The organism is Streptomyces sp. NPDC059696 (assembly GCF_042733745.1).
Lineage (GTDB): Bacteria > Actinomycetota > Actinomycetes > Streptomycetales > Streptomycetaceae > Streptomyces.
The window spans coordinates 1-21476 of record NZ_JBHWFG010000042.1 but is presented as its reverse complement, the minus strand read 5'-3'; the positions used below and the strand labels follow the sequence as shown (position 1 = coordinate 21476).

Below are 21476 nucleotides of genomic sequence, written 5' to 3'. Positions count from 1 at the left end.
CCCGCTCGGCCCGCCGGAGCCGCAGCCGTCGGCCGGCGGCGGGCGGCGGGCTGCGGCGGGCGACGGGCTGCGGCGGGCGGGCGGCGGGCCGGGCACGCTGCGGAATTCCGGCCGCCGTGCCGCGCCGCGCCTGCTGGACCGGCACGGACGGTGGTCAGCGCCGCGGCAGCGTCAGTTCGAACCAGACCGTCTTGCCGGTCCGGGTACGGCTGGTCCCCCACTCGCGGGCCAGAGTGCTCACCACCCGCAGACCGCGCCCGGCCTCGTCGAGCGGACCCGCGTGGAGCAGCGTCGGCAACTCGTGGTCGTCGTCGTCCACTTCGCACAGCAGGGTGTCGCCCCGGACCAGCCGCAGCACGACGGGGCGGGCGTGCGCGTGCCGCAGGGCGTTGGTCACGAGTTCCCCGGCCATCAGCTCGGCCGGCGCGATGAGCCGGGCGAGTCCCCAGTCGTGCAGTTGCTCGCGGACCGCGGCGCGGGCCCGGCCCGCCTCGGCCGGGTCGAGGGCCAGGCGCCATTCGGCCACGTCGTCCGGCTCGATGCCGTTGAGGCGGGCCATCAGCAGGGCGACGTCGTCCTTGCGGCCGCCGCGCGTGTTGAGCGCCCGGATGATGGTGTCGCAGGCGTCGTCCATGGACGCGGCCGGGTGCGCGGCCGACTCGCAGAGCGTCGCGAGGCCGACCCCGATGTCCTCGCCGCGCACCTCGACCAGCCCGTCGGTGCACATCACCAGCCGGTCGCCGGGTGCGACACTGACGCGTACGGCCTGGAAGGGCACTCCCCCGACGCCGATGGGGGCGCCCGTGGGCAGGTCCAGCAGGACGCTGCGGCCGTCGCCGGCCCGGACCAGGACGGGTGGGATATGACCGGCGTTGGCGAGGTGGAGCTCGCTCGCGATCGGGTCGTAGACGGCGTACAGGCAGGTCGCCAGGTAGCTGTCGCCGAGGCGCTGGGCGAGGTCGTCGAGGTTGCGCAGCAGCTGGGCGGGCGGCAGGTCGAGTCCGGCCATGGTCTGCACGGCCGTCCGCAACTGGCCCATCATCGCGGCGGAGTTCAGGCCGTGGCCCATGACGTCGCCGACGACGAACGCCGTGCGTCCGCCGTGCAGTTTCACCGCGTCGAACCAGTCGCCGCCGACCCGCCCGAGCAGCGTGCCCGGCAGATAGCGGGTGGCGATGTCGCAGCCGGCCATCCGGGACGGGATGTGCGGCAGCATGCTGTCCTGGAGCGTCTCGGCGACGTTCTCCTGGAAGGTGTACATGCGGGCGTTGTCGAGCACGAGGCCCGCGCGGGCGGCGAGTTCGGCGCCGGTGACACGGTCCATGTCGTTGAAGACGGGGCGCTCGGGGTGCCGCAGCAGGATCATGAAGCCGAGGACGACGTTGCGCGCCTTGAGGGGCACGACCAGCATCGAGCGGCCGGTGATGAGCGGCCGGATGTCGCGCTTTTCGAACTGCGCGGCGATGGCGTGTCCCATCTCCTCGCTGATGCGGGGCACGAGCACCGGTTCACCGCTGGTCATGCACTGGAAGAACGGCGTGTGCGCCGGGAACGGCATGGCCTCCCCGACGGGGACGACGTCGTCCCAGCGGCCCGGTTCGTCGGTGTGCTCCAGGGCGACCCGGTGCCACATCGTCGTCGTGTCGGGCACGCCGTCCTCGAACCCCTCGCCGGCGACGACCTGTTCGCGCAGATAGGTCCCGGCGACGTCGGTGAAACGGGGCACGACGGCCCTGCTGACCTCGGTGATGGTCCGCGCCAGGTCGAGGGAGGTGCCGATGCGTCCGCTGACCTCGTTGAGGAACTCCAGGCGTTCACGGACCGCGGCGTACTCGAGGTCCTCGCCCTCGTCCCGCAGGTCCTCGGGCACGGGCCGGCCCGCCGCCAGGGCCCGCGCGGCCCGCTCGCGGCGTGCCCTGCGCTCGGCGCGCCGGGCCACGCCCCAGTCAGGGGTGACGGGCACCCGGTCGTTCTGGCTGAACTCCAGGATGGGGTAGCCGAGTTCGAGGACCTGGGTGACGATCCGGGCGCTCTCGCCGACGCTCATGCTCGGCAGGATCTCGGGGAGCCGGCGGGCGAGGTCCTCCGCTCCGGGGAAATCGGTGTGCAGCGCGAAGCCGGGGGCGATCCGCTCGAACGACCCGTCGCCCGCGCGCAGTCCGTCAGCGTCGGCCGCCAGCACGAGCAGCCGCTCGGGACCGGGGCCCACCAGCGGATAGGCCCACCACAGGACGTCCACCCGGCCGTCCCCGGACGCGGTGAGCCGGGCGCGGCCCGCCGCCGGGTAGGAGAGCCCGCCGTCGAGGGAGGCCTCCAGGTCCGGTCCGGGCCCCTCGGAGGCGGCACCGGCGCCGGCGCCCGGCTCGCCGAAGGAGGCGAAGGCGCCGGGGTCCGGCACGTCGGGCAGGGCGCCGGAGACGGGGAGCAGGTCGAGGGCGGTGCGGCCGATCGCCTCTTCCCTGGAGAGGCCGAACAGGCGCCGTGCGCCGCGGCTCCAGTGGGAGACGAGCCCGTCGCGGTCGACCACGACGACGGCCAGCGGGACGCGGCCGGGCTCGGCGGGGTCCGCCCCCCTGCCCTGCTCAGCCTTGTCGGTGCCACGGTCCATGGCCCAGGCCCTCTCTCCCCACGGACGCAAGATCTGTCCCGGCGTCACCACCGTACGGCGAGGGGAGGCGGCGATGTGAGGCAACGCGGGAATTGCCCGCCGCGGGGTTCGCACCGGCGTGCGACCCCGCGCGCCGGTGCGCTCCGGTGCCGGCCGGTGCCCGTTCAGTCCTCGTGGCTCAGCTGGAGGTCCCGCTCGGTGCGGCCTCCTCCGGCGACCTGGAGCACGGTGGCGACCGGTGGGTAGCCGGCGGCGATGACGGTGTACTCGCCGGAGGACAGGTCGACGAAGCGGAACGTGCCGTCGGCCCCGGTGGTGAGGGTGTCGACCACGTTGCCCGCCACGTCGAGCAGGGTCACGCGCGCGTCCTCCACGGGCCGGCCGCCGCCCGCCCGCACCGTGCCGCGCAGCACGGCGCCGCCGGCCAGCTCGATGTCCCGGCGGGTCTCGCGGGACGCCTGGACGGTGACGGGAAGCGCGGCGGGGCGGAAGGCGGGCGCGCTGGCGGCGAGGGTGTACTCGCCGGCGACGAGGTCGGTGATGACATAGCCGCCCTCGCGGCCGCTGCGGGTGGTGGCGACGACCTCGCCGTGCACGTTGGTGAGGGTGACGGTGGCGTCCCGTACGGGCGTGCCGTCGGCGGTGACGACGGTTCCGACGAGGTTCCCGGCGCCGCCGAGGACGATGTCGAGCTCGACGGGCCGTTCGCCGACGGTCACCGTGACCGCCTGCGGCTGGTGGCCGCCGGCCGCGGCGATCAGCACGTACGAGCCCGGGCCGGGGGTGGCCAGGGCGTAGCGCCCGTCCTCGCCGCTCGCGACCCGTCCGGTCTGCTGCCCGGTGACGTCGATGAGCGTGAGCGCCGCGCGGGGTACGACGGTTCCGTCGTGGTGCTGTACCGAGCCGCACACGGGCACACCGGCGGCGTACGCGGTCCGGGCCTGCGGGACCGGGGCGTTCCCCGGCGCCGTGTCCGGGTCGGTGACGGGGACGTTGTGGGACACCAGGGGTTTCTCCTTGAGGAAGAGGGCGATGACCAGTCCGAGGACGAGCACCGGCACCAGGTAGAGGAAGATCCGCGGCATGGCGTCGGCGTACGCCCGGATGTAGTCGTCGCGCAGGGCCGGGGGCAGGGCGTGCACGAGCTGCGGGGTGAGGGACTCGGGGTCCGGGAGCCCGGCGCCGCCGCGCGCGGGGAGGCGCTCGTGGAGGGCGTCGGCGAGGCGGTCCGCGAAGAGGGTGCCGAAGACGGCGGCCCCGACGCTGCCGCCGATCTGCCGGAAGTAGTTGTTGGCGCTGGTGGCGGTGCCGAGGTCGGCGGGGCGCACGGAGTTCTGCACGGCGAGGATCAGCACCGGCATCACCATGCCGATGCCGGCGCCGAGGACGGCCATCCAGATGCTGTAGTGCAGCCGGGGCGTGCCGGTCTCCAGCCGCGACAGCAGCCACATGCCGACGGCGGAGAGGGCGCCGCCGAGGATCGGGTAGGCCTTGTAGCGGCCGGTGTGGCTGATGAGCTGGCCGACGACGATCGAGGCGCCGACGATGCCGGCCATCATCGGCAGCATGAGCAGACCCGACTCGGTGGCGGTCGCCCCGTCGACCATCTGGAGATACGTGGGCAGGTAGCTGGCGGCGCCGAACAGGCCCACGCCGGTCACCAGGCCGACCAGGCCGGTGACGTTGAAGACGGAGTCCTTGAACAGCCGCAGGGGGATGAGGGGTTCGACGGCGAAGCGCTCGGTGACGAGGAAGAGGACGGTCGCCGCCAGTGCCCCGGCGGCGAGGCCGAGGATCACGCGCGAGTCCCAGGCGTGCTCGGTGCCGCCCCAACTGGTCAGCAGGACCAGGCAGGTGGAGGCGGCGGTCAGCAGCAGGGCGCCGAGGACGTCCAGCCGGGCCCGCGCGGCCGGCTTGGGGAGCTTCAGTGTCACGGCGACGACGGCCAGGGTGACCAGGCCGAAGGGGACGTTGACGTAGAAGCACCAGCGCCAGGAGAGGTGGTCCGTGAAGTAGCCGCCGAGCAGTGGTCCGGCCACCGAGGCCAGACCGAAGGCCGCCCCGATCAGGCCCATGTAGCGGCCGCGCCGCCGGGGCGGCACGATGTCCGCGATGATGGCCTGGACGCCGATCATGAGGCCGCCCGCGCCGGCGCCCTGCAGGGCGCGGAAGGCGATCAGCTGGTCCATGGTGCGCGCCCGGCCCGCGAGCGCGGAGCCGACGACGAAGACGACGATCGCGAACTGGAAGACGCCCTTGCGGCCGAGGAGATCGCCGAGCTTGCCGTAGATCGGGAGGCCGACGGTGGCGGTGAGCAGGTAGGCGGTGATCGCCCACGACATCCGGTCCAGGCCGTGCAGTTCTCCGACGATCCTCGGGAGCGCGGTGGCGACGATCATCTGCTCCAGGGCGGCCAGGAGCAGGGCCAGCATCAGCGCGAAGAAGACGAGCCGCACCCGGCGCGGGCTCGGGCCGCCGTGCGGATCCGGTGGTGGCACGGGAGCATCGGGGGGTGCCACCGCCGGTTCGTCCTGCGTCAGAGTGATCCCGCCCACTCACCGCTCCCCTCGTCGCGCTGCCGCACCATTCCCGCGTAAAAGCGACAACTACGAGCAAGCGCGACGAGTTACGGCACAGGAGCGGGCCGTACGGAGATCACCCGAACCGGTGAGGGGCTGCAACACCCCTTGGTTCTGCGCGTTTTGGGAGGCCCGAGGACTACTTCTCGACCTCGGAGGCGAGCTTGGCGAGCATCGCGTCGTAGATCCGGCCGAGCCCCTTGGGTGCGAAGGTCCTCTCGAAGAAGCCGCCGATGCCGCCGGCGCCGGTCCAGGTCGTGGTCACGACGACCCGGGACGTGCCCTCGCCGGCCGGGGTGACCCGCCAGGTGGTGACCATGGAGGAGTTGCGGTCCTTCTCGACCAGCTCACCGTCGGTGGGCTCGGTGACCTCCAGGAGGCAGTCGCGCACGCGCTTGCTGGTGGCCTGGAGCTTCCAGTGGACGAGGGTGCCCTCGCCGTCGCCGCCCTCCCGGACCTCGTACTCGCTGAACTGCTCGGGCAGCAGCTTCGCGCGCGTGCCGCTGTAATCGGCGAGGGCGTCGAACACCGTCTCCGCGTCCGCCGCGACGATCCGCTCCGTAGTGGCCTCGACCTGCGCCATCGCTTTCCTCCAGGACCTGGTTGCTCGGGGGTCGGGGCAAGCCAACCACCCCGCCGCCCGGCCGCCCAAATCGGGGTGGCCGGGCGTGGCCGAACGCGTTCGGAAAACACCCTCGCACGATCAAGGGAACATGTGTTCTATTCTGTGGTCAGTGCTACCGAGGAGGCGTCATGCGCTGGGAGAACCTCACCGTGGACTCCGAACACAGCCGGGCCGATGCCGCGCTGTTCGGCGCGGACGCGGTGGTCACGCGTACCTTCGACACACCGGAGTTCCGCGGGATCACCTTCCACGAGATCCGGGCCCGCTCGATCATCAACCGGGTGCCGGCGGTGTCGCGGATGTCGTTCCAGTGGACGGTCAACCCCTATCGGGGCTGCTCGCACGCGTGCGTGTACTGCTTCGCCCGCAAGACGCACAGCTACCTGGACCTCGACACGGGTCTCGACTTCGACAGCCAGATCGTGGTCAAGACCAACGCGCCGGAGCTGCTGCGCCGGCAGCTCGGCTCGCGCCGCTGGCAGGGCGAGCACATCGCCATGGGCACGAACGTCGACTGCTACCAGCGCGCCGAGGGCCGCTACCGCCTGATGCCGGGCATCATCGCGGCGCTGCGCGACCACGCGAACCCCTTCTCCATCCTCACCAAGGGCACGCTCATCCTGCGCGACCTGGAGCTGATCAAGCAGGCGGCGCGGGTGACCGACGTGGGCATCTCCGTCTCGGTCGGCTTCACCGAGCAGGAGCTCTGGCGCACCGTCGAGCCGGGCACGCCCGCGCCCGAACGGCGCCTGGAGGTCGTGCGCGCCTTCAGCGACCACGGCATCGGCTGCGGGGTGCTGATGGCGCCGGTGATCCCGTTCCTGAGCGACACCCCGGCCCAACTCCGCGCCACCGTACGGGCGATCGCGGACTCCGGCGCCACGTCCGTGACGCCGCTGGTCCTGCACCTGCGGCCCGGCGCCCGCGAGTGGTTCATGGCGTGGCTGGGGCAGCACCACCCGCACCTGGTGGCCCGCTACGAGCGGATGTACGCGGAGGGCTCGTACGCCCCGAAGTGGTACCAGCGGCGGATCACCCGTCAGGTGCACGAACTGGCCGAGGAGTACGGCATCGGACCCACCCGCGCGGGGGCGCCGCGCCGCATCAGCCCTCCCGAGCCGGCCCCCGAGCCGCCGGTCGCGGGACCGACCCAGCTCTCGCTCCTCTAGGACCCGGCTCTCACTCCTCCAGGACCCGGCTCTCGCTCCTCCAGGACCCGGCCCTCGCTCCTCCAGGACCCGGCCCTCGCTCCTCCAGGACCCGGCCCTCGCTCCTCAGGAGGATCGGCCGGCTGCCCCCGTGAAACGGGCATTCGAGGGCATCCGAAGATCCGATCGGGTCATGAGCTGTACGCAATGAGTTCTTCCGGGACCGCTTTCCGGGACGATGCCGCGAGGACGGCGACCCCAGCGGTCCGACATCCCGCCGTCCCGGGAGGACTCCATGAGAAAACGGGCAGTCGCGCTGTGCGGCGCCGCCGTCGTCCTGGCCGGCACCTGCACGGCCGTTCCCGCCGAGGCGGGCGCGTCCGGCACCGCGACCACCCCTCGGTACGCCGGGCTCTCCTGGAAGAGCTGCGCCACCGAGGACCACCCGACGCTCCAGTGCGCGTCGCTGAAGGTGCCGCTCGACCACGCAAGGCCACAGGGCGAGAAGATCACCCTCGCCCTGTCCCGCGTCCCGCACACCGCCCGGACCTCGAAGGGCCCGCTCCTGGTCAACCCCGGCGGCCCCGGCGGCAGCGGGCTGAAGCTCGCCGGGTTCGTCGCGTCGGCGCTGCCCGCGAAGGTCGCGGCCCAGTACGACGTCGTCGGCTTCGACCCGCGCGGCGTCGGCGCGAGCGGGCCCGCACTGGACTGCCGGCCGGGCCACTTCGACCCGGTCCGCCCGGACTCACTGCCGACGGCACCCGCGATCGAGCGGGCCAACCTCGACCGCGCCCGGTCCTTCGCCGCCGCCTGCGGCAAGAAGTACGCGCATCTCCTGCCGCACATCGACACCACCGGCGCCGCACGCGACCTGGACGCCGTCCGGCAGGCCCTGGGCGCGCCGCGGATCAGCTACTTCGGCTACTCGTACGGCACCTACCTGGGGGCGGTCTACGCCCGGCTCTTCCCGGAGCGGGTCCGGCGCATGGTGCTGGACTCCGTGGTCGACCCGACCGCCGTCTGGTACGAGGCCAACCTCAACCAGGACGTGGCCTTCAACGACCGCCACCGCGCCTTCCTGGCCTGGGTCGCCCGGAACGACCCGGCGTACCGGCTCGGCACCGATCCGGAGAAGGTCGAGGCCGGGTGGTACGCGATGCGCGCGGCCCTCGCGAAGAAGCCGGCGGGCGGCCGGGTCGGCGCCTCGGAACTGGAGGACACCTTCATCCCCGGCGGCTACTACAACGGCTACTGGCCGATCCTCGCCGAGGCGTTCGCGGCGTACGTGAACGACAAGGACCCGGAGCCGCTCGTCGAGGCGTACGAGGACTTCGGCGCGGTCGACGCCTCCGGCGACAACGGCTACAGCGTCTACACGTCGGTGCAGTGCCGGGACGCCGGGTGGCCGCGGGACTGGCGGCGGTGGCGCGAGGACAACTGGGCGGTGTACGAGAAGGCGCCCTTCATGACCTGGAACAACGCCTGGTACAACGCACCGTGCGCGTTCTGGCCGGCCGGCTCGCTGCGCCCGCTGAACGTGGCGAACGGGAAAGTGCCGCCGGTGCTGCTGTTCCAGGCGACCGGCGACGCGGCCACCCCGTACGAGGGCGGCGTCACCATGCACCGTCTGCTGGCGGGCTCCAGCCTGGTCGTGGAGGAGGGCGGCGGCAACCACGGCGTGACGCTGAGCGGCAACGCCTGTCTGGACGCGCACCTGGCGGCCTACCTGGCCGACGGCACCGTGCCGCGCGGGCACGGCGAGGCGGACGCGGTCTGCGAGGCGCTGCCCGACCCGAAACCCGCTGCGGCGGCCGCGAAGGCGACGCCGGCCTCCTCGAACGGCCCGGCACTGCACGGCCTGCTCGGATTCCGACGCTGAGCGGCCCCCGCCGGCGAGCGGCTGACGACCCGTCGGGGGCGGTGCCGTCGGTGCCGTCGATGCCGTGGTCCACCATGGGGCCATGAAGGAACCGACGAGGACCACCGCCCCCGACGGCGTCGCCGCGGCCGCCCCGCTCCGCCTCCAGGTCGCGTCATGAGCCTGCGGATACGGGAGATGACGCTCGCCGACTGCGACCGCGTCGCGGAGATCCGCGTCGGCGGCTGGCGCAGCGCCTACCGGGGCCTGATCCCGCAGTCCTACCTGGACGGGCTCAGCGTCGAGGCGGACGCCGAGCGGCGTCGTGCGTACCTGGCACAGGGCGACGGCGGCGTGGTGAACCTGGTCGCCGAGGACGCCGGCGGCGGGCTCGCCGGCTGGGCGTGCCACGGGCCGTACCGGGAGGGGGAAGTCCGCACCCGGGACGCCGAGTTGTACGCCCTCTACGCGCACCCGGACCGGGTGGGGCGGGGTGTGGGGCGGGCCCTGCTCACGGAGTCCGTGGCCCGCTGCCGCGCCGCGGGCCACGGCAGTCTCCTGCTGTGGGTGCTCAAGGAGAACGTCCGGGCCCGCCGCTTCTACGAGCGGGCCGGGTTCCGGGCGGACGGCGCCGAGGAGCCGTTCGAGGTGGACGGGGTCGAGGTCCCCGAGGTGCGGTACGCCATGCCGCTCCCCCGCTGATCTCACCTCTGCTTCGGGATCCGCCCCAGCGCCCGCACCGCCGCCTCGGCCAGCGCCGGGTGCGCGAGGGCCTCGTTGAGCACGGGTCCGGCCCGGACGTCGCCCAGCGCGCCGAGCCCGTCCACGCAGGCGAGGGCCACGCGGCGGTACGGGTCGTGCGGGCGCAGCCGCCGCCGGAGCGTGGTGATCAGCGCGGGCACCGCCTCGGGCGCCCGCAGCTCGACCAGGAGCCGTACCGGGTGCAGGGCGTAGGCGACGCGCAGTTCGTTGGTGGCGAGGGCGGCGGCCGCGCGGGCGGTGCGCGGGTCGCCGAGCCGGGCCAGGGCGTGGGCGGCGGAGGCGCAGCGCGGGGGATCACGGTGGTTGAGCAGCAGCACCAGCGCCTCGAACGCCCGCCGGTCCTGCGCGAGCCCCAGCCGGAACGCGGCCAGTTCCCTCGCCCACAACGGCTGCCCGGGCTCGGTCAGCACCGCCGCCAGGGCGTCGGGGTCGTCGGTCGCCACGAGCCGCTCGAACGCGGGCGAGGCCCCCGACTCCCGCCGTAAGCGCTCCGTGAGTGATCGCAACTCTTCGTCCATGGATCAGAGGTTAGGGCGTGGGGAGCCGGGCGGGACGTACATCACAAAGACGAGGGCTGGCGCGCTCGTTACCCGCCAGTTAAGCTCAGACGAGCGAGTTACCCACTCGCATTCCTCGCGGCGGTCTGGTGACGCGGCTGTCGCGGGAGCAGTCGGTTCGGTGCCTCAGGTACCGCAGTACGGCTCGGCCCCGGGACAGGGCCGGTCGGATCCGCCGTCCCACGGGCGTGTGCACGCCCGCGGCGCGGCACCGGGCGTGTGCGCTTCGCAGCCCGGCCAACACCCGCACTTCACCACGCACCCGGTGCGCCCGTGGTCCGGCCCCTGCCGGGCCGCCTCCGGCGCACCCGGAGCGCGTTCCCCGTCGTCACCCTCATCCTGGAGTCCCGCGATGGCCACTCCCCTTTCCGACCCGTCCCTGTCCCCGCTGCGGACCGTCGCCGTCGTCGGCCTCGGCACGATGGGCACCGGCATCGCCGAGGTCCTCGCCCAGGCCGGCCGCACGGTCGTCGGCATCGACATCAGCGAGGCCCAGGCCGCGAAGTGCGTCGCCGCGCTGGAGGCCTCCACCGCCCGTGGCGTCGAGCGCGGTCGGCTGACCGAGCAGGAGCGCGCCGAGATCCTCGGCCGGGTCCGCACCTCCGCCGACCTGCGTTCCGCCGCCGACGCCGACCTGGTCATCGAGGTGGCCCCGGAGTCGTACGAGATCAAGCAGCAGATCTTCCGGGAACTCGACGGGATCGTGCGCCCGGAGACGATCCTGGCGACCGGCACCAACGCCCTGTCCGTGACCCGGCTGGCCGCGGACTCCTCCCGTCCCGAGCGGGTGCTGGGCCTGCACTTCTTCAACCCCGCCCCGGCCATGAAGCTGGTCGAGGTCGTCTCCTCGGTGCTGACCGCCCCGGCGGCCGTCACGGCCGTCACCGATCTGGCGCTCGACCTGGGCAAGGAGCCCGTCGCGGTCGGCGACCGGCCCGGTTTCGTCGCGGACGGCCTGCTGTTCGGCTACCTCAACCAGGCGGCCGCGATGTACGAGGCGAAGTACGCCTCCCGCGAGGACATCGACGCCGCGATGCGGCTGGGCTGCGGGCTGCCCATGGGTCCGCTGGCCCTGCTGGACCTGATCGGCGTCGACACCGCGCGCACGGTTCTGGAGGCCATGTACGCCGCCTCCCGCGACCGTCTGCACGCCCCGGCCCCGATCCTCAAGCAGCTCAGCGAGGCGGGCCTGACGGGCCGCAAGGCGGGGCGCGGCTTCTACACGTACGAGGCGCCGGGCAGCGCGGTCGTCGTGCGGGACGCGCTGACCCCGCTGGAGGGCGGCGACCTGGTCCCCGGCCGGGAGATCCGCTCGGTCGGTGTCGCGGGTTCGGGCACCATGGCCTCCGGTATCGCCGAGGTCTTCGCCAAGGCCGGGCACGAGGTGGTCCTCGCCGCCCGCAGCGCGGAGAAGGCGCAGACCGCGAAGGCCCGGATCGGCAAGTCCCTGTCCCGCTCGGTCGACAAGGGCCGGATGACCGCCGAGGCGGCCGCCGAGACCCTGGACCGCATCACGGCCACGGGCACCTACGAGGACTTCGCCGGGGTCGACCTGGCCGTCGAGGCGGTGGCGGAGGACCTGGAGGTCAAGCGGCAGCTGTTCGCGGCGCTGGACAAGGTCTGCAAGCCGGGCGCGATCCTGGCCACCACGACCTCCTCGCTGCCGGTCGTCGCCTGCGCCCGGGCCACCTCGCGCCCGCAGGACGTCATCGGGATGCACTTCTTCAACCCGGCGCCGGCCATGAAGCTGGTCGAGGTCGTCCGCACGGTCCTGACCGCCGACGACGTGCACGCCACGGTCCGCGAGGTGTGCGCCCGGATCCGGAAGCACCCGGTCGACTGCGGTGACCGGGCCGGCTTCATCGTGAACGCGCTGCTCTTCCCGTACCTGAACAACGCGATCAAGATGGTCGAGGAGCACTACGCCTCCCTCGACGACATCGACGCGGCGATGAAGCTCGGCGGCGGTTACCCGATGGGCCCGTTCGAGCTGCTGGACGTCGTCGGACTGGACGTCTCGCTCGCCATCGAGAAGGTCCTGCACCGCGAGTTCCGCGACCCGGGGCTCGCCCCGGCGCCGCTGCTGGAGCACCTGGTGGCCGCGGGCTGCCTCGGCCGCAAGACCGGCCGTGGCTTCCGCGAATATGCCAAGCGCTGAGCGTCCCGGCGACCGGTTCCGGTCCGGCGCCGAGTGGGGCGGCCTGCTCGGTCCGGACCGGTTCCACCCGGCCGGCCGGGCCGCCCCTCCCCCGCCCCCGGGGGCCGGGACGGAACCGGGTCATGCGCGGCGAGCTGCGCACATGCAGTACGTTCAGGGCATGCCCCAGCCCGCCAAGTCCTCACGTACACCCGCCACGGCCGACGCGCCGGAGAGTGCCGCCGGCTCGCGTGCCGCCGCCCAGCGGCTCAAGATGCGCCGGGAACTGGCGGCCGCAGCGATGGAGCTGTTCGCGAGCAAGGGGTACGAGGCGACCACCGTCGACGAGATCGCGGCCCAGGCCGGCGTCGCCCGGCGCACGTTCTTCCGCCACTTCCGCTCCAAGGAAGAGGCGATCTTCCCCGACCACGACGACACCCTGATCCGCGCCGAGGCGGTGCTCAACGCCGCGCCCGCGCACGAGCATCCGCTCGACACGGTGTGCCGCGGCATCAAGGAAGTCATGCGGATGTACGCGGCCCGGCCGGAGATCTCGGTGGCCCGCTACAAGCTGACGCGCGAGGTGCCCACCCTGCGCGAGGCGGAGATCGCGTCGGTGGCCCGCTACGAGCGCCTGTTCACCCGCTACCTGCTCGGCCACTTCGACGAGCGGGCGCACGCCGACGACGCCAACGACGACCCGCTGCTGGCGGAGGTCGCCGCGTCCGCGGTGGTCACGGCCCACAACCACGTGCTGCGGCGCTGGCTGCGCGCGGGCGGCCAGGGCGACGTGGAGGCGCAGCTGGACCACGCCTTCGCGATCGTGCGCAAGACGTTCGGCACCGGCATCGGGGCCGGGCGCTCCACGGAACCGCAGGCGGCCGTGGCCACCGCCTCGGCGCAGGGCGAGGTGCTGGTGACCGTCGCCCGTACTGACGCGCCGCTGGACGAGGTCATGCGGACCATCGAGCAGGCACTCAAGGAGCGCTGAACGCCCCTCCACGTGTGTGATGACGGCCACCCCCCGGGGTGGCCGTTTTGGCATGTCAGGGGGCGTTTTGCAGGCTCTTGAAAAGCCCGTTCGATCGATCATCGCTCATGTGTTACGTAAAGATTTCATCTGAGGCCAAGTTCTGGCACTCAGTGCCTTGCGGGGTGACACGCGGTGTCATACGTTGAAGGAGTCCGGACGACGTCCCGGCAGGCCGAACCCGCCTGCACGCCCGGACGCCTGCGTCACAGGCAACCTCCCGCGCCACCATGCGCTGCCGAACAGCACCACCGCCGAACCGACGGCACAACCTCAACCCTCAGCAGCACCGACGTAACCATCGGCGCCCCTCCCTCAGGGCGCTCACCGCCGGAGGCAACACCGTGACCGTTAAGGACATCCTGGCCGCGATCCAGTCGACCGACTCCACGTCGGAGGACTTCGCCGCCCTCCCGCTCCCCGAGTCGTACCGCGCGATCACCGTGCACAAGGACGAGACGGAGATGTTCGCGGGCATGACGACCCGCGAGAAGGACCCGCGCAAGTCGATCCACCTGGACGAGGTGCCGCTGCCCGAGCTCGGCCCGGGCGAGGCCCTGGTGGCCGTCATGGCCTCGTCGGTGAACTACAACTCGGTGTGGACCTCGATCTTCGAGCCGCTGTCCACCTTCGGGTTCCTGGAGCGCTACGGCCGCACCAGCGAGCTGGCCAAGCGCCACGACCTGCCGTACCACATCATCGGCTCCGACCTCGCGGGCGTCGTGCTGCGCACCGGCCCGGGCGTCAACGCCTGGCGGCCCGGTGACGAGGTCGTCGCGCACTGCCTGTCCGTCGAGCTGGAGTCCAGCGACGGCCACAACGACACGATGCTCGACCCCGAGCAGCGCATCTGGGGCTTCGAGACCAACTTCGGCGGCCTCGCCGAGATCGCCCTGGTCAAGTCCAACCAGCTGATGCCGAAGCCCGACCACCTGTCGTGGGAGGAGGCCGCCGCCCCCGGTCTGGTCAACTCCACCGCCTACCGGCAGCTGGTCTCCCGCAACGGCGCCGGCATGAAGCAGGGCGACAACGTCCTGATCTGGGGCGCGAGCGGCGGACTCGGCTCCTACGCCACCCAGTTCGCGCTGGCCGGCGGCGCCAACCCGATCTGTGTCGTCTCCAGCGACCAGAAGGCGGACATCTGCCGCTCGATGGGCGCCGAGGCGATCATCGACCGCAACGCCGAGGGCTACAAGTTCTGGAAGGACGAGAACACCCAGGACCCCAAGGAGTGGAAGCGCTTCGGCAAGCGCATCCGCGAGCTGACCGGCGGCGAGGACATCGACATCGTCTTCGAGCACCCCGGCCGTGAGACCTTCGGCGCGAGCGTCTTCGTGACGCGCAAGGGCGGCACCATCACCACCTGCGCCTCAACCTCCGGCTACATGCACGAGTACGACAACCGCTACCTGTGGATGTCGCTGAAGCGGATCATCGGTTCGCACTTCGCCAACTACCGCGAGGCCTGGGAGGCCAACCGGCTCATCGCGAAGGGCAAGATCCACCCCACCCTGTCGAAGGTGTACTCCCTGGAGGACACCGGCCAGGCCGCGTTCGACGTGCACCGCAACCTGCACCAGGGCAAGGTCGGCGTGCTGTGCATGTCCCCCGAGGAGGGCCTGGGCGTGCGCGACCAGGAGAAGCGCGCCCAGCACATCGACGCCATCAACCGCTTCCGCAACATCTGAGACACCCGGGGTCATAGATGACTGAGCGTCAGCCCGCCGAGGTGAAGCGGGAGAAGGACCGGCCGTGGCTCATGCGCACGTACGCCGGTCACTCCACGGCCGAGGCGTCCAACGAGCTGTACCGGCGCAACCTCGCCAAGGGCCAGACAGGTCTGTCGGTGGCGTTCGACCTGCCCACGCAGACCGGCTACGACTCCGACCACGTCCTCGCCCGCGGCGAGGTCGGCCGGGTCGGCGTGCCGATCGGGCACGTCGGTGACATGCGCCGGCTGTTCCAGGACATCCCCCTGGAGCAGATGAACACCTCGATGACGATCAACGCCACCGCCATGTGGCTGCTGGCGCTCTACCAGGTCGTCGCCGAGGAGCAGGGCGCGGACATCACCAAGCTCCAGGGCACGACCCAGAACGACATCGTCAAGGAGTACCTGTCCCGGGGGACGCACGTCTTCCCGCCGGGGCCCTCGCTCCGCCTGACGACGGACATGATCGCGTACACGGTCTCGCACATCCCGAAGTGGAACCCGATCAACATCTGCAGCTACCACCTGCAGGAGGCGGGCGCCACGCCGGTCCAGGAGATCGCGTACGCGATGTCCACCGCGATAGCCGTCCTGGACGCCGTGCGCGACTCCGGCCAGGTGCCGCAGGAGCGCATGGGCGATGTCGTGGCGCGCATCTCGTTCTTCGTGAACGCGGGCGTCCGCTTCATCGAGGAGATGTGCAAGATGCGGGCGTTCGGCCGCATCTGGGACCGCATCACCCGCGAGCGGTACGGCATCGAGAACCCCAAGCAGCGCCGCTTCCGCTACGGCGTCCAGGTCAACTCCCTGGGCCTGACCGAGGCGCAGCCGGAGAACAACGTCCAGCGGATCGTCCTGGAGATGCTGGCCGTCACCCTCTCCAAGGACGCCCGCGCGCGTGCCGTGCAGCTGCCCGCCTGGAACGAGGCCCTGGGCCTGCCCCGCCCCTGGGACCAGCAGTGGTCGCTGCGCATCCAGCAGGTGCTGGCCTACGAGAGCGATCTGCTGGAGTACGAGGACATCTTCGAGGGCTCGAAGGTGATCGAGGCCAAGGTGGAGCAGCTGGTCGAGGAGGCGTCCGCCGAGATCGAGCGCATCCAGGAGATGGGCGGCGCGATGGCGGCCGTCGAGTCCGGCTACCTCAAGTCGCAGCTGGTCGCCTCGCACGCCGAGCGCCGGGGCCGGATCGAGTCCGGCCAGGAGAAGATCATCGGCGTCAACGCCTTCGAGGGCACCGAGCCGAACCCGCTGACCGCCGACCTGGACACCGCGATCCAGACGGTGGACCCGGCGGTCGAGGCCCGGGTCATCGCCGGGCTGGAGCAGTGGCGCGACAGCCGCTACCAGCCGCCCTTCAACCACCCGCGCCCCTGCAAGGCCCTGGAGCGGCTGAAGGAGGCCGCACGCGGCGACGAGAACCTCATGGAGGCCACCCTGGAGTGCGCCCGTGCCGGCGCGACCACCGGCGAGTGGGCCGGGGCGCTGCGCGAGGTGTTCGGCGAGTTCCGGGCGCCCACGGGTGTCTCCTCGGCGCCGGTGGCCGTGCCCGTCGAGGCGGGCAGCGCGCTCGACCTGGTCCGCCGCAAGGTGGACATGACGGCCGAGGACCTGGGCGTGGGCAAGCTGCGCTTCCTGGTGGGCAAGCCCGGCCTGGACGGTCACTCCAACGGCGCCGAGCAGATCGCGGTCCGTGCGCGTGACGCCGGGTTCGAGGTGGTCTACCAGGGCATCCGGCTGACGCCGGAGCAGATCGTGGACGCGGCCCTCGCCGAGGACGTGCACGCGGTGGGCCTGTCGATCCTGTCCGGCTCGCACGCCCAGCTGGTGCCGGACGTCCTCGAACGGCTGCGTGTGGCCGGTGCCACAGACATCCCCGTGATCGCCGGTGGCATCATCCCGAATGGTGACGCCGAGCAGCTCAGGGAAGCCGGAGTGGCCGCGGTCTTCACCCCGAAGGACTTCGACATCACCGGAATCATCGGCCGCATCGTCGACGAGATCCGGAAAGCGAACAAGCTCGACCCCCTGGAGGTCCCCGCATGACCACGGTCAACCGCCTTCGCCCCCGGCGTTCCTGCCTGGCGGTACCGGGCTCGAACCCGCGCTTCCTGGAGAAGGCCCAGGGCCTCCCCGCGGACCAGGTCTTCCTCGACCTGGAGGACGCGTGCGCCCCGCTCGCCAAGCCCGAGGCGCGGCACACCATCGTCAAGTTCCTCAACGAGGGTGACTGGACGGGCAAGACGCGGGTCGTGCGCGTCAACGACTGGACGACCGAGTGGACCTACCGCGACGTCGTCACGGTCGTGGAGGGCGCCGGCCAGAACCTCGACTGCATCATGCTGCCGAAGGTGCAGACGGCCCAGCAGGTCGTCGCCCTGGACCTGCTGCTGACGCAGATCGAGAAGACGATGGGCTTCGAGGTCGGCAAGATCGGCATCGAGGCGCAGATCGAGAACGCGCAGGGCCTGAACAACGTCAACGAGATCGCGACGGCGTCCCAGCGCGTCGAGACCATCATCTTCGGCCCGGCCGACTTCATGGCGTCCATCAACATGAAGTCGCTGGTCGTGGGCGAGCAGCCGCCCGGCTACCCGGCGGACGCCTACCACTACATCCTGATGAAGATCCTGATGGCCGCCCGCGCCAACAACCTCCAGGCGATCGACGGCCCCTACCTGCAGATCCGCAACATCGACGGCTACCGCGAGGTCGCCCAGCGCGCCGCCGCGCTCGGCTTCGACGGCAAGTGGGTGCTGCACCCGGGTCAGGTCGAGGCGTCCAACGAGATCTTCTCGCCCTCCCAGGAGGACTACGACCACGCCGAGCTGATCCTGGACGCGTACGACTACTACACGTCCGAGGCGGGCGGCAAGAAGGGCTCGGCGATGCTCGGCGACGAGATGATCGACGAGGCCAGCCGCAAGATGGCCCTGGTCATCTCCGGCAAGGGCCGCGCCGCCGGTATGCAGCGCACCAGCAAGTTCGAGATTCCGGAGGGCTGAGCGCGATGCAGTTCGGGCGCACCTACGAGGAGTTCGAGGTCGGGGCGACGTACAAGCACTGGCCGGGAAAGACGGTCACGGAGTACGACGACCACCTGTTCTGTCTCCTCACCATGAACCACCACCCGCTCCACATGGACACGAACTATGCGGAGAAGACGACGGACTTCGGCAAGAACGTCGTCGTCGGGAACTACATCTACTCGCTGCTGCTCGGCATGTCCGTGCCGGACATCTCCGGCAAGGCCATCGCCAACCTGGAGATCGAGTCGCTCAAGCACGTGGCGCCGACCTTCCACGGCGACACCATCTACGGCCAGACGACCGTGCTCGACAAGTGGCCGTCGAAGTCGAAGAACGACCGCGGCATCGTGCACGTCGAGACCAAGGGCTACAAGCAGGACGGCACGCTGGTCTGTGTGTTCCGCCGCAAAGTGATGGTGCCGACCGAGACGTACATCAAGGAGCGCGGCGGCGAGCAGCCCGGCCGCCCCGAGCTCAAGGAGCAGGAGAAGTAGCCATGGCGCGACTCGCCCAGACCGCCGGTCTGACGGACGTCCAGCAGGAGATCCTGTCCACTGTCCGGGACTTCGTGGACAAGGAGATCATTCCGGTCGCGACCGAGCTGGAGCACCGCGACGAGTACCCCCAGCAGATCGTCGACGGGCTGAAGGAGTTGGGCCTGTTCGGCCTGATGATCCCCGAGGAGTACGGGGGTCTGGGCGAGTCGCTCCTGACCTACGCGCTGTGCGTGGAGGAGATCGCCCGCGGGTGGATGTCGGTGTCCGGCATCATCAACACCCACTTCATCGTGGCGTACATGCTCAAGCAGCACGGCACGCAGGAGCAGAAGGACCACTTCCTGCCGAGGATGGCGGCCGGCGACATCCGGGGCGCCTTCTCGATGTCGGAGCCGGCCCTCGGCTCGGACGTGTCGGCGATCACGTCGAAGGCGGTGAAGGACGGCGAGGAGTACGTCCTGAACGGCCAGAAGATGTGGCTGACGAACGGCGGAACGTCGTCTCTGGTGGCCGTTCTGGTCAGAAGTGACGAAGGTCACCCCGAGGGCACGGCGCCCCACAAGTCGATGACCACCTTCCTGGTCGAGAAGGAGCCCGGCTTCGGCGAGGTGCGTCCGGGCCTCACGATCCCCGGCAAGATCGACAAGATGGGTTACAAGGGGGTCGACACCACCGAACTCATCATGGATGGCCTGCGGATTCCTGCGGATCGCGTGCTCGGCGGGGTCACCGGCCGTGGTTTCTACCAGATGATGGACGGGGTCGAGGTCGGCCGGGTGAACGTGGCGGCACGTGGTTGCGGCGTCGCTCAGCGTGCGTTCGAACTGGGCGTCCAGTACGCGCAGCAGCGCCACACCTTCGGCAAGCCGATCGCCCAGCACCAGGCGATCCAGTTCAAGCTGGCCGAGATGGCTACCAAGGTCGAGGCCGCCCATGCGATGATGGTGAACGCAGCTCGCAAAAAGGACTCCGGGGAGCGAAACGACCTCGAAGCAGGGATGGCGAAGTACCTCGCCTCCGAATACTGCAAGGAGGTCGTCGAGGACGCCTTCCGGATCCACGGCGGCTACGGCTTCTCCAAGGAGTACGAGATCGAGCGCCTCTACCGCGAGGCCCCGATGCTGCTCATCGGTGAAGGTACCGCCGAGATCCAGAAAATGATCATCGGCAGGCGGCTGCTCGAAGAGTATCGATTCCAGGGCTAGATGTCCGGATACGGGGTGTTTTCTTGGAGAAGAAGATCACACCCCGTCAACACTCTTCTGCCGCCGACTCGGCTGCCTGGCTTACCCAGTTACGGCTCCGAGCCGCTACGATCGCCGGAAAGCCGCCGTCCCCCGTCAGAGTGCGGCATCATCCGCTACGAAGGTCATCCATGCCCCACAGCCAAACCTCTGCACCTCGCGACAGCCGGGCCGGCGTACGCCTCGCGCGCGGAGCATCGCCGTGGCTCCTTCCGACCGTCGCCACCGCAGCACTCAGCCTCGCCCGCGCGCGCCGCTCCGGCGCCGCCAAGGCCGTGGCCGTTCCCGCCACCGCGCTGGCGGCGGGGATGCTGTGGTTCTTCCGCGACCCCGAGCGCGAGATCACCCAGGGCCGGGTCATCTCGCCCGCCGACGGTGTGGTGCAGAGCATCATGCCGTGGAAGGACGGCCGCACCCGCGTCGCGATCTTCATGAGCCCGCTCAACGTCCACGTCAACCGCGCGCCGCTGGCCGGCACGGTGACGTCGGTCGAGCACATCCCCGGTGGCTTCGTTCCCGCCTTCAACAAGGAGAGCGAGAACAACGAGCGTGTCGTCTGGCACTTCGACACCGAGCTCGGCGACATCGAGATGATCCAGATCGCCGGCGCGGTCGCCCGCCGCATCGTCCCGTACCTGCCCGAGGGCACCAAGGTCGAGCAGGGCGAGCGGATCGGCCTGATCCGCTTCGGCTCGCGCGTGGACCTCTACCTGCCCGAGGGCGTGGAGGTCGCGGTCGAGGTCGGTCAGAAGACCGTGGCGGGGGTGACTCGCATTGACCGTGATTGATCCTGATACCAAGGCCGGCTGGGTCCCGGAGGCCGACGAGGTGGACGAGGAAGAGGAGATGCCTCTTTCTCTTCGTCTGTCGATAGCGGACACGCTGACGCTCGGCAACGCGACGTGCGGCTTCATGGCGGTGTACTTCACCACCACCGGCATCCTGATCCCGGACCTCATGGGCAGCCAGGAGTCCGGCATGGCGCGCAACAGCGCGGCCACGGCGGTCATCCTGATGCTGTGCGCGGCGGTCTTCGACCTGTTCGACGGTCTGGTGGCGCGCAAGCTGCGCTCCTCCCCCATGGGCGCCGAGCTGGACAACCTGTCCGACCTGATCAGCTTCGGCCTGGCGCCGGCGTACTTCGTCCTCGTCTACGGCATGGTGGCCGAGGGCGCGTACCAGCGGGTCGCGGCGGTCGGGGCGATCGTGGTGCTGCTGGCGGTGGTGCTGCGGCTTGCCCGGTTCTCGTGCGTCACGGTCAAGGACGGCACCTTCCAGGGCATGCCGTCACCGTTCGGCGCACTGACGGTCGTGTCCATCGTGCTGCTGGAGCTGCCCTTCGTGGCGACGCTGCTGGCGATCCTCGGGACGGCGTGGCTGATGGTGAGCCGCGTGGAGTACCCGAAGCCGCGGGGCCGGCTCGCGGTGGCGATGCTGTCCTGGATCGTCGTGGGCATGGGCATGATGGCCGCCTGGGCGTTCGACGCGCCGAGCGGCCAGCTGCTGCTCCAGACGGGTTGTGCGCTCCAGCTGGTCATGGGCGCGGTGATCCCGCTGTTCGCGACGGCCCGGCGCGTGAACAACTTCCGCGGCAACCGCCGGGAGGCGCGGGCGGCGCAGCTGCCCTGATCCCGGCATCGCACGAACGGGTGTGGCCCGGGCCTTCGAGGCCCGGGCCCCCCCCATTACCGATA

At 71.1% G+C, this 21476-nt stretch carries 16 protein-coding genes; 12 read left to right on the top strand and 4 right to left on the bottom strand.

Annotated features, from left to right (window positions below):
* Nucleotides 1–154: 154 nt before the first annotated feature.
* From ACFV20_RS32220 to ACFV20_RS32210, 3 genes are all read right to left on the bottom strand, one after another.
* Complete coding sequence (locus ACFV20_RS32220) at nucleotides 155–2608, bottom strand: SpoIIE family protein phosphatase (protein ID WP_385663264.1); 2454 nt, start codon at nucleotides 2606–2608, stop codon at nucleotides 155–157.
* 164 nt (nucleotides 2609–2772) lie between these two features.
* Nucleotides 2773–5163 (bottom strand): MFS transporter, encoded by a 2391-nt coding sequence (locus tag ACFV20_RS32215; RefSeq protein ID WP_385663261.1) that lies wholly within the window; start codon nucleotides 5161–5163, stop codon nucleotides 2773–2775.
* A gap of 163 nt (nucleotides 5164–5326) precedes the next feature.
* On the bottom strand, nucleotides 5327–5770 hold the full coding sequence (locus tag ACFV20_RS32210; RefSeq protein ID WP_385663258.1) for an SRPBCC family protein: 444 nt from the start codon (nucleotides 5768–5770) through the stop codon (nucleotides 5327–5329).
* Nucleotides 5771–5940: 170 nt separating this feature from the next.
* Between ACFV20_RS32210 and ACFV20_RS32205 the strand changes: the two genes are divergently transcribed.
* The 3 genes from ACFV20_RS32205 (at nucleotide 5941) to ACFV20_RS32195 (ending at nucleotide 9520) form a co-directional block, all read left to right on the top strand.
* Nucleotides 5941–6981, top strand: a complete 1041-nt coding sequence (locus ACFV20_RS32205; protein ID WP_385663255.1) for an Rv2578c family radical SAM protein — start codon at nucleotides 5941–5943, stop codon at nucleotides 6979–6981.
* 274 nt (nucleotides 6982–7255) lie between these two features.
* Nucleotides 7256–8839 carry an alpha/beta hydrolase gene (locus tag ACFV20_RS32200; RefSeq protein ID WP_385663251.1) on the top strand — a complete coding sequence of 528 codons (1584 nt, stop codon included), beginning with the start codon at nucleotides 7256–7258 and terminating at the stop codon, nucleotides 8837–8839.
* 156 nt (nucleotides 8840–8995) lie between these two features.
* Entirely contained in the window at nucleotides 8996–9520 is a 525-nt protein-coding gene (locus tag ACFV20_RS32195; protein ID WP_385663248.1) for a GNAT family N-acetyltransferase, read from the top strand.
* Between the two features lie 2 nt (nucleotides 9521–9522).
* Here ACFV20_RS32195 and ACFV20_RS32190 read toward each other — a convergent pair whose 3' ends face one another.
* Entirely contained in the window at nucleotides 9523–10098 is a 576-nt protein-coding gene (locus tag ACFV20_RS32190; protein WP_385663245.1) for an adenylosuccinate lyase, read from the bottom strand.
* 391 nt (nucleotides 10099–10489) lie between these two features.
* Here ACFV20_RS32190 and ACFV20_RS32185 point away from each other — a divergent pair, with 391 nt between their 5' ends.
* The 9 genes from ACFV20_RS32185 (at nucleotide 10490) to pssA (ending at nucleotide 21411) form a co-directional block, all read left to right on the top strand.
* Nucleotides 10490–12295 carry a 3-hydroxyacyl-CoA dehydrogenase family protein gene (locus ACFV20_RS32185; RefSeq protein ID WP_385663242.1) on the top strand — a complete coding sequence of 602 codons (1806 nt, stop codon included), beginning with the start codon at nucleotides 10490–10492 and terminating at the stop codon, nucleotides 12293–12295.
* Between the two features lie 160 nt (nucleotides 12296–12455).
* Nucleotides 12456–13265: a TetR family transcriptional regulator gene (locus ACFV20_RS32180; protein WP_385663239.1), complete on the top strand. Its 810-nt coding sequence runs from the start codon at nucleotides 12456–12458 to the stop codon at nucleotides 13263–13265.
* Between the two features lie 383 nt (nucleotides 13266–13648).
* Complete coding sequence (ccrA, locus tag ACFV20_RS32175; protein ID WP_385663236.1) at nucleotides 13649–14992, top strand: crotonyl-CoA carboxylase/reductase; 1344 nt, start codon at nucleotides 13649–13651, stop codon at nucleotides 14990–14992.
* 17 nt (nucleotides 14993–15009) lie between these two features.
* Nucleotides 15010–17058, top strand: coding sequence for a protein meaA (locus ACFV20_RS32170; RefSeq protein ID WP_385663233.1), 2049 nt, complete (start codon nucleotides 15010–15012; stop codon nucleotides 17056–17058).
* Nucleotides 17055–18017 carry a CoA ester lyase gene (locus tag ACFV20_RS32165; protein ID WP_361299735.1) on the top strand — a complete coding sequence of 321 codons (963 nt, stop codon included), beginning with the start codon at nucleotides 17055–17057 and terminating at the stop codon, nucleotides 18015–18017. The genes ACFV20_RS32170 and ACFV20_RS32165 overlap by 4 nt, the downstream gene beginning before the upstream one ends.
* 5 nt (nucleotides 18018–18022) lie before the next feature.
* A complete protein-coding gene (locus tag ACFV20_RS32160) occupies nucleotides 18023–18535 on the top strand; it encodes a MaoC family dehydratase (RefSeq protein WP_016431745.1) in 513 nt (170 codons plus the stop codon).
* Between the two features lie 2 nt (nucleotides 18536–18537).
* Complete coding sequence (locus ACFV20_RS32155; RefSeq protein WP_361921659.1) at nucleotides 18538–19743, top strand: acyl-CoA dehydrogenase family protein; 1206 nt, start codon at nucleotides 18538–18540, stop codon at nucleotides 19741–19743.
* 170 nt (nucleotides 19744–19913) lie between these two features.
* Nucleotides 19914–20570 carry a phosphatidylserine decarboxylase gene (locus ACFV20_RS32150; protein WP_053671161.1) on the top strand — a complete coding sequence of 219 codons (657 nt, stop codon included), beginning with the start codon at nucleotides 19914–19916 and terminating at the stop codon, nucleotides 20568–20570.
* A 58-nt stretch (nucleotides 20571–20628) separates the two neighbouring features.
* On the top strand, nucleotides 20629–21411 hold the full coding sequence (pssA, locus tag ACFV20_RS32145) for a CDP-diacylglycerol--serine O-phosphatidyltransferase (RefSeq protein WP_037832427.1): 783 nt from the start codon (nucleotides 20629–20631) through the stop codon (nucleotides 21409–21411).
* Nucleotides 21412–21476: the final 65 nt, after the last annotated feature.

Bases quoted from the DNA above. Each gene is read 5' to 3' on its own strand.
- ACFV20_RS32205 (WP_385663255.1), top strand. From the start codon at position 5,941: ATGCGCTGGGAGAACCTCACCGTGGACTCCGAACACAGCCGGGCCGAT.
- ACFV20_RS32170 (WP_385663233.1), top strand. From the start codon at position 15,010: ATGACTGAGCGTCAGCCCGCCGAGGTGAAGCGGGAGAAGGACCGGCCG.
- ACFV20_RS32200 (WP_385663251.1), top strand. From the start codon at position 7,256: ATGAGAAAACGGGCAGTCGCGCTGTGCGGCGCCGCCGTCGTCCTGGCC.
- ACFV20_RS32165 (WP_361299735.1), top strand. From the start codon at position 17,055: ATGACCACGGTCAACCGCCTTCGCCCCCGGCGTTCCTGCCTGGCGGTA.
- ACFV20_RS32210 (WP_385663258.1), bottom strand. From the start codon at position 5,770: ATGGCGCAGGTCGAGGCCACTACGGAGCGGATCGTCGCGGCGGACGCG.
- ACFV20_RS32150 (WP_053671161.1), top strand. From the start codon at position 19,914: ATGCCCCACAGCCAAACCTCTGCACCTCGCGACAGCCGGGCCGGCGTA.
- ACFV20_RS32160 (WP_016431745.1), top strand. From the start codon at position 18,023: ATGCAGTTCGGGCGCACCTACGAGGAGTTCGAGGTCGGGGCGACGTAC.
- ACFV20_RS32220 (WP_385663264.1), bottom strand. From the start codon at position 2,608: ATGGACCGTGGCACCGACAAGGCTGAGCAGGGCAGGGGGGCGGACCCC.
- ACFV20_RS32195 (WP_385663248.1), top strand. From the start codon at position 8,996: ATGAGCCTGCGGATACGGGAGATGACGCTCGCCGACTGCGACCGCGTC.
- ACFV20_RS32190 (WP_385663245.1), bottom strand. From the start codon at position 10,098: ATGGACGAAGAGTTGCGATCACTCACGGAGCGCTTACGGCGGGAGTCG.
- ACFV20_RS32185 (WP_385663242.1), top strand. From the start codon at position 10,490: ATGGCCACTCCCCTTTCCGACCCGTCCCTGTCCCCGCTGCGGACCGTC.
- pssA (WP_037832427.1), top strand. From the start codon at position 20,629: ATGCCTCTTTCTCTTCGTCTGTCGATAGCGGACACGCTGACGCTCGGC.
- ACFV20_RS32155 (WP_361921659.1), top strand. From the start codon at position 18,538: ATGGCGCGACTCGCCCAGACCGCCGGTCTGACGGACGTCCAGCAGGAG.
- ACFV20_RS32180 (WP_385663239.1), top strand. From the start codon at position 12,456: ATGCCCCAGCCCGCCAAGTCCTCACGTACACCCGCCACGGCCGACGCG.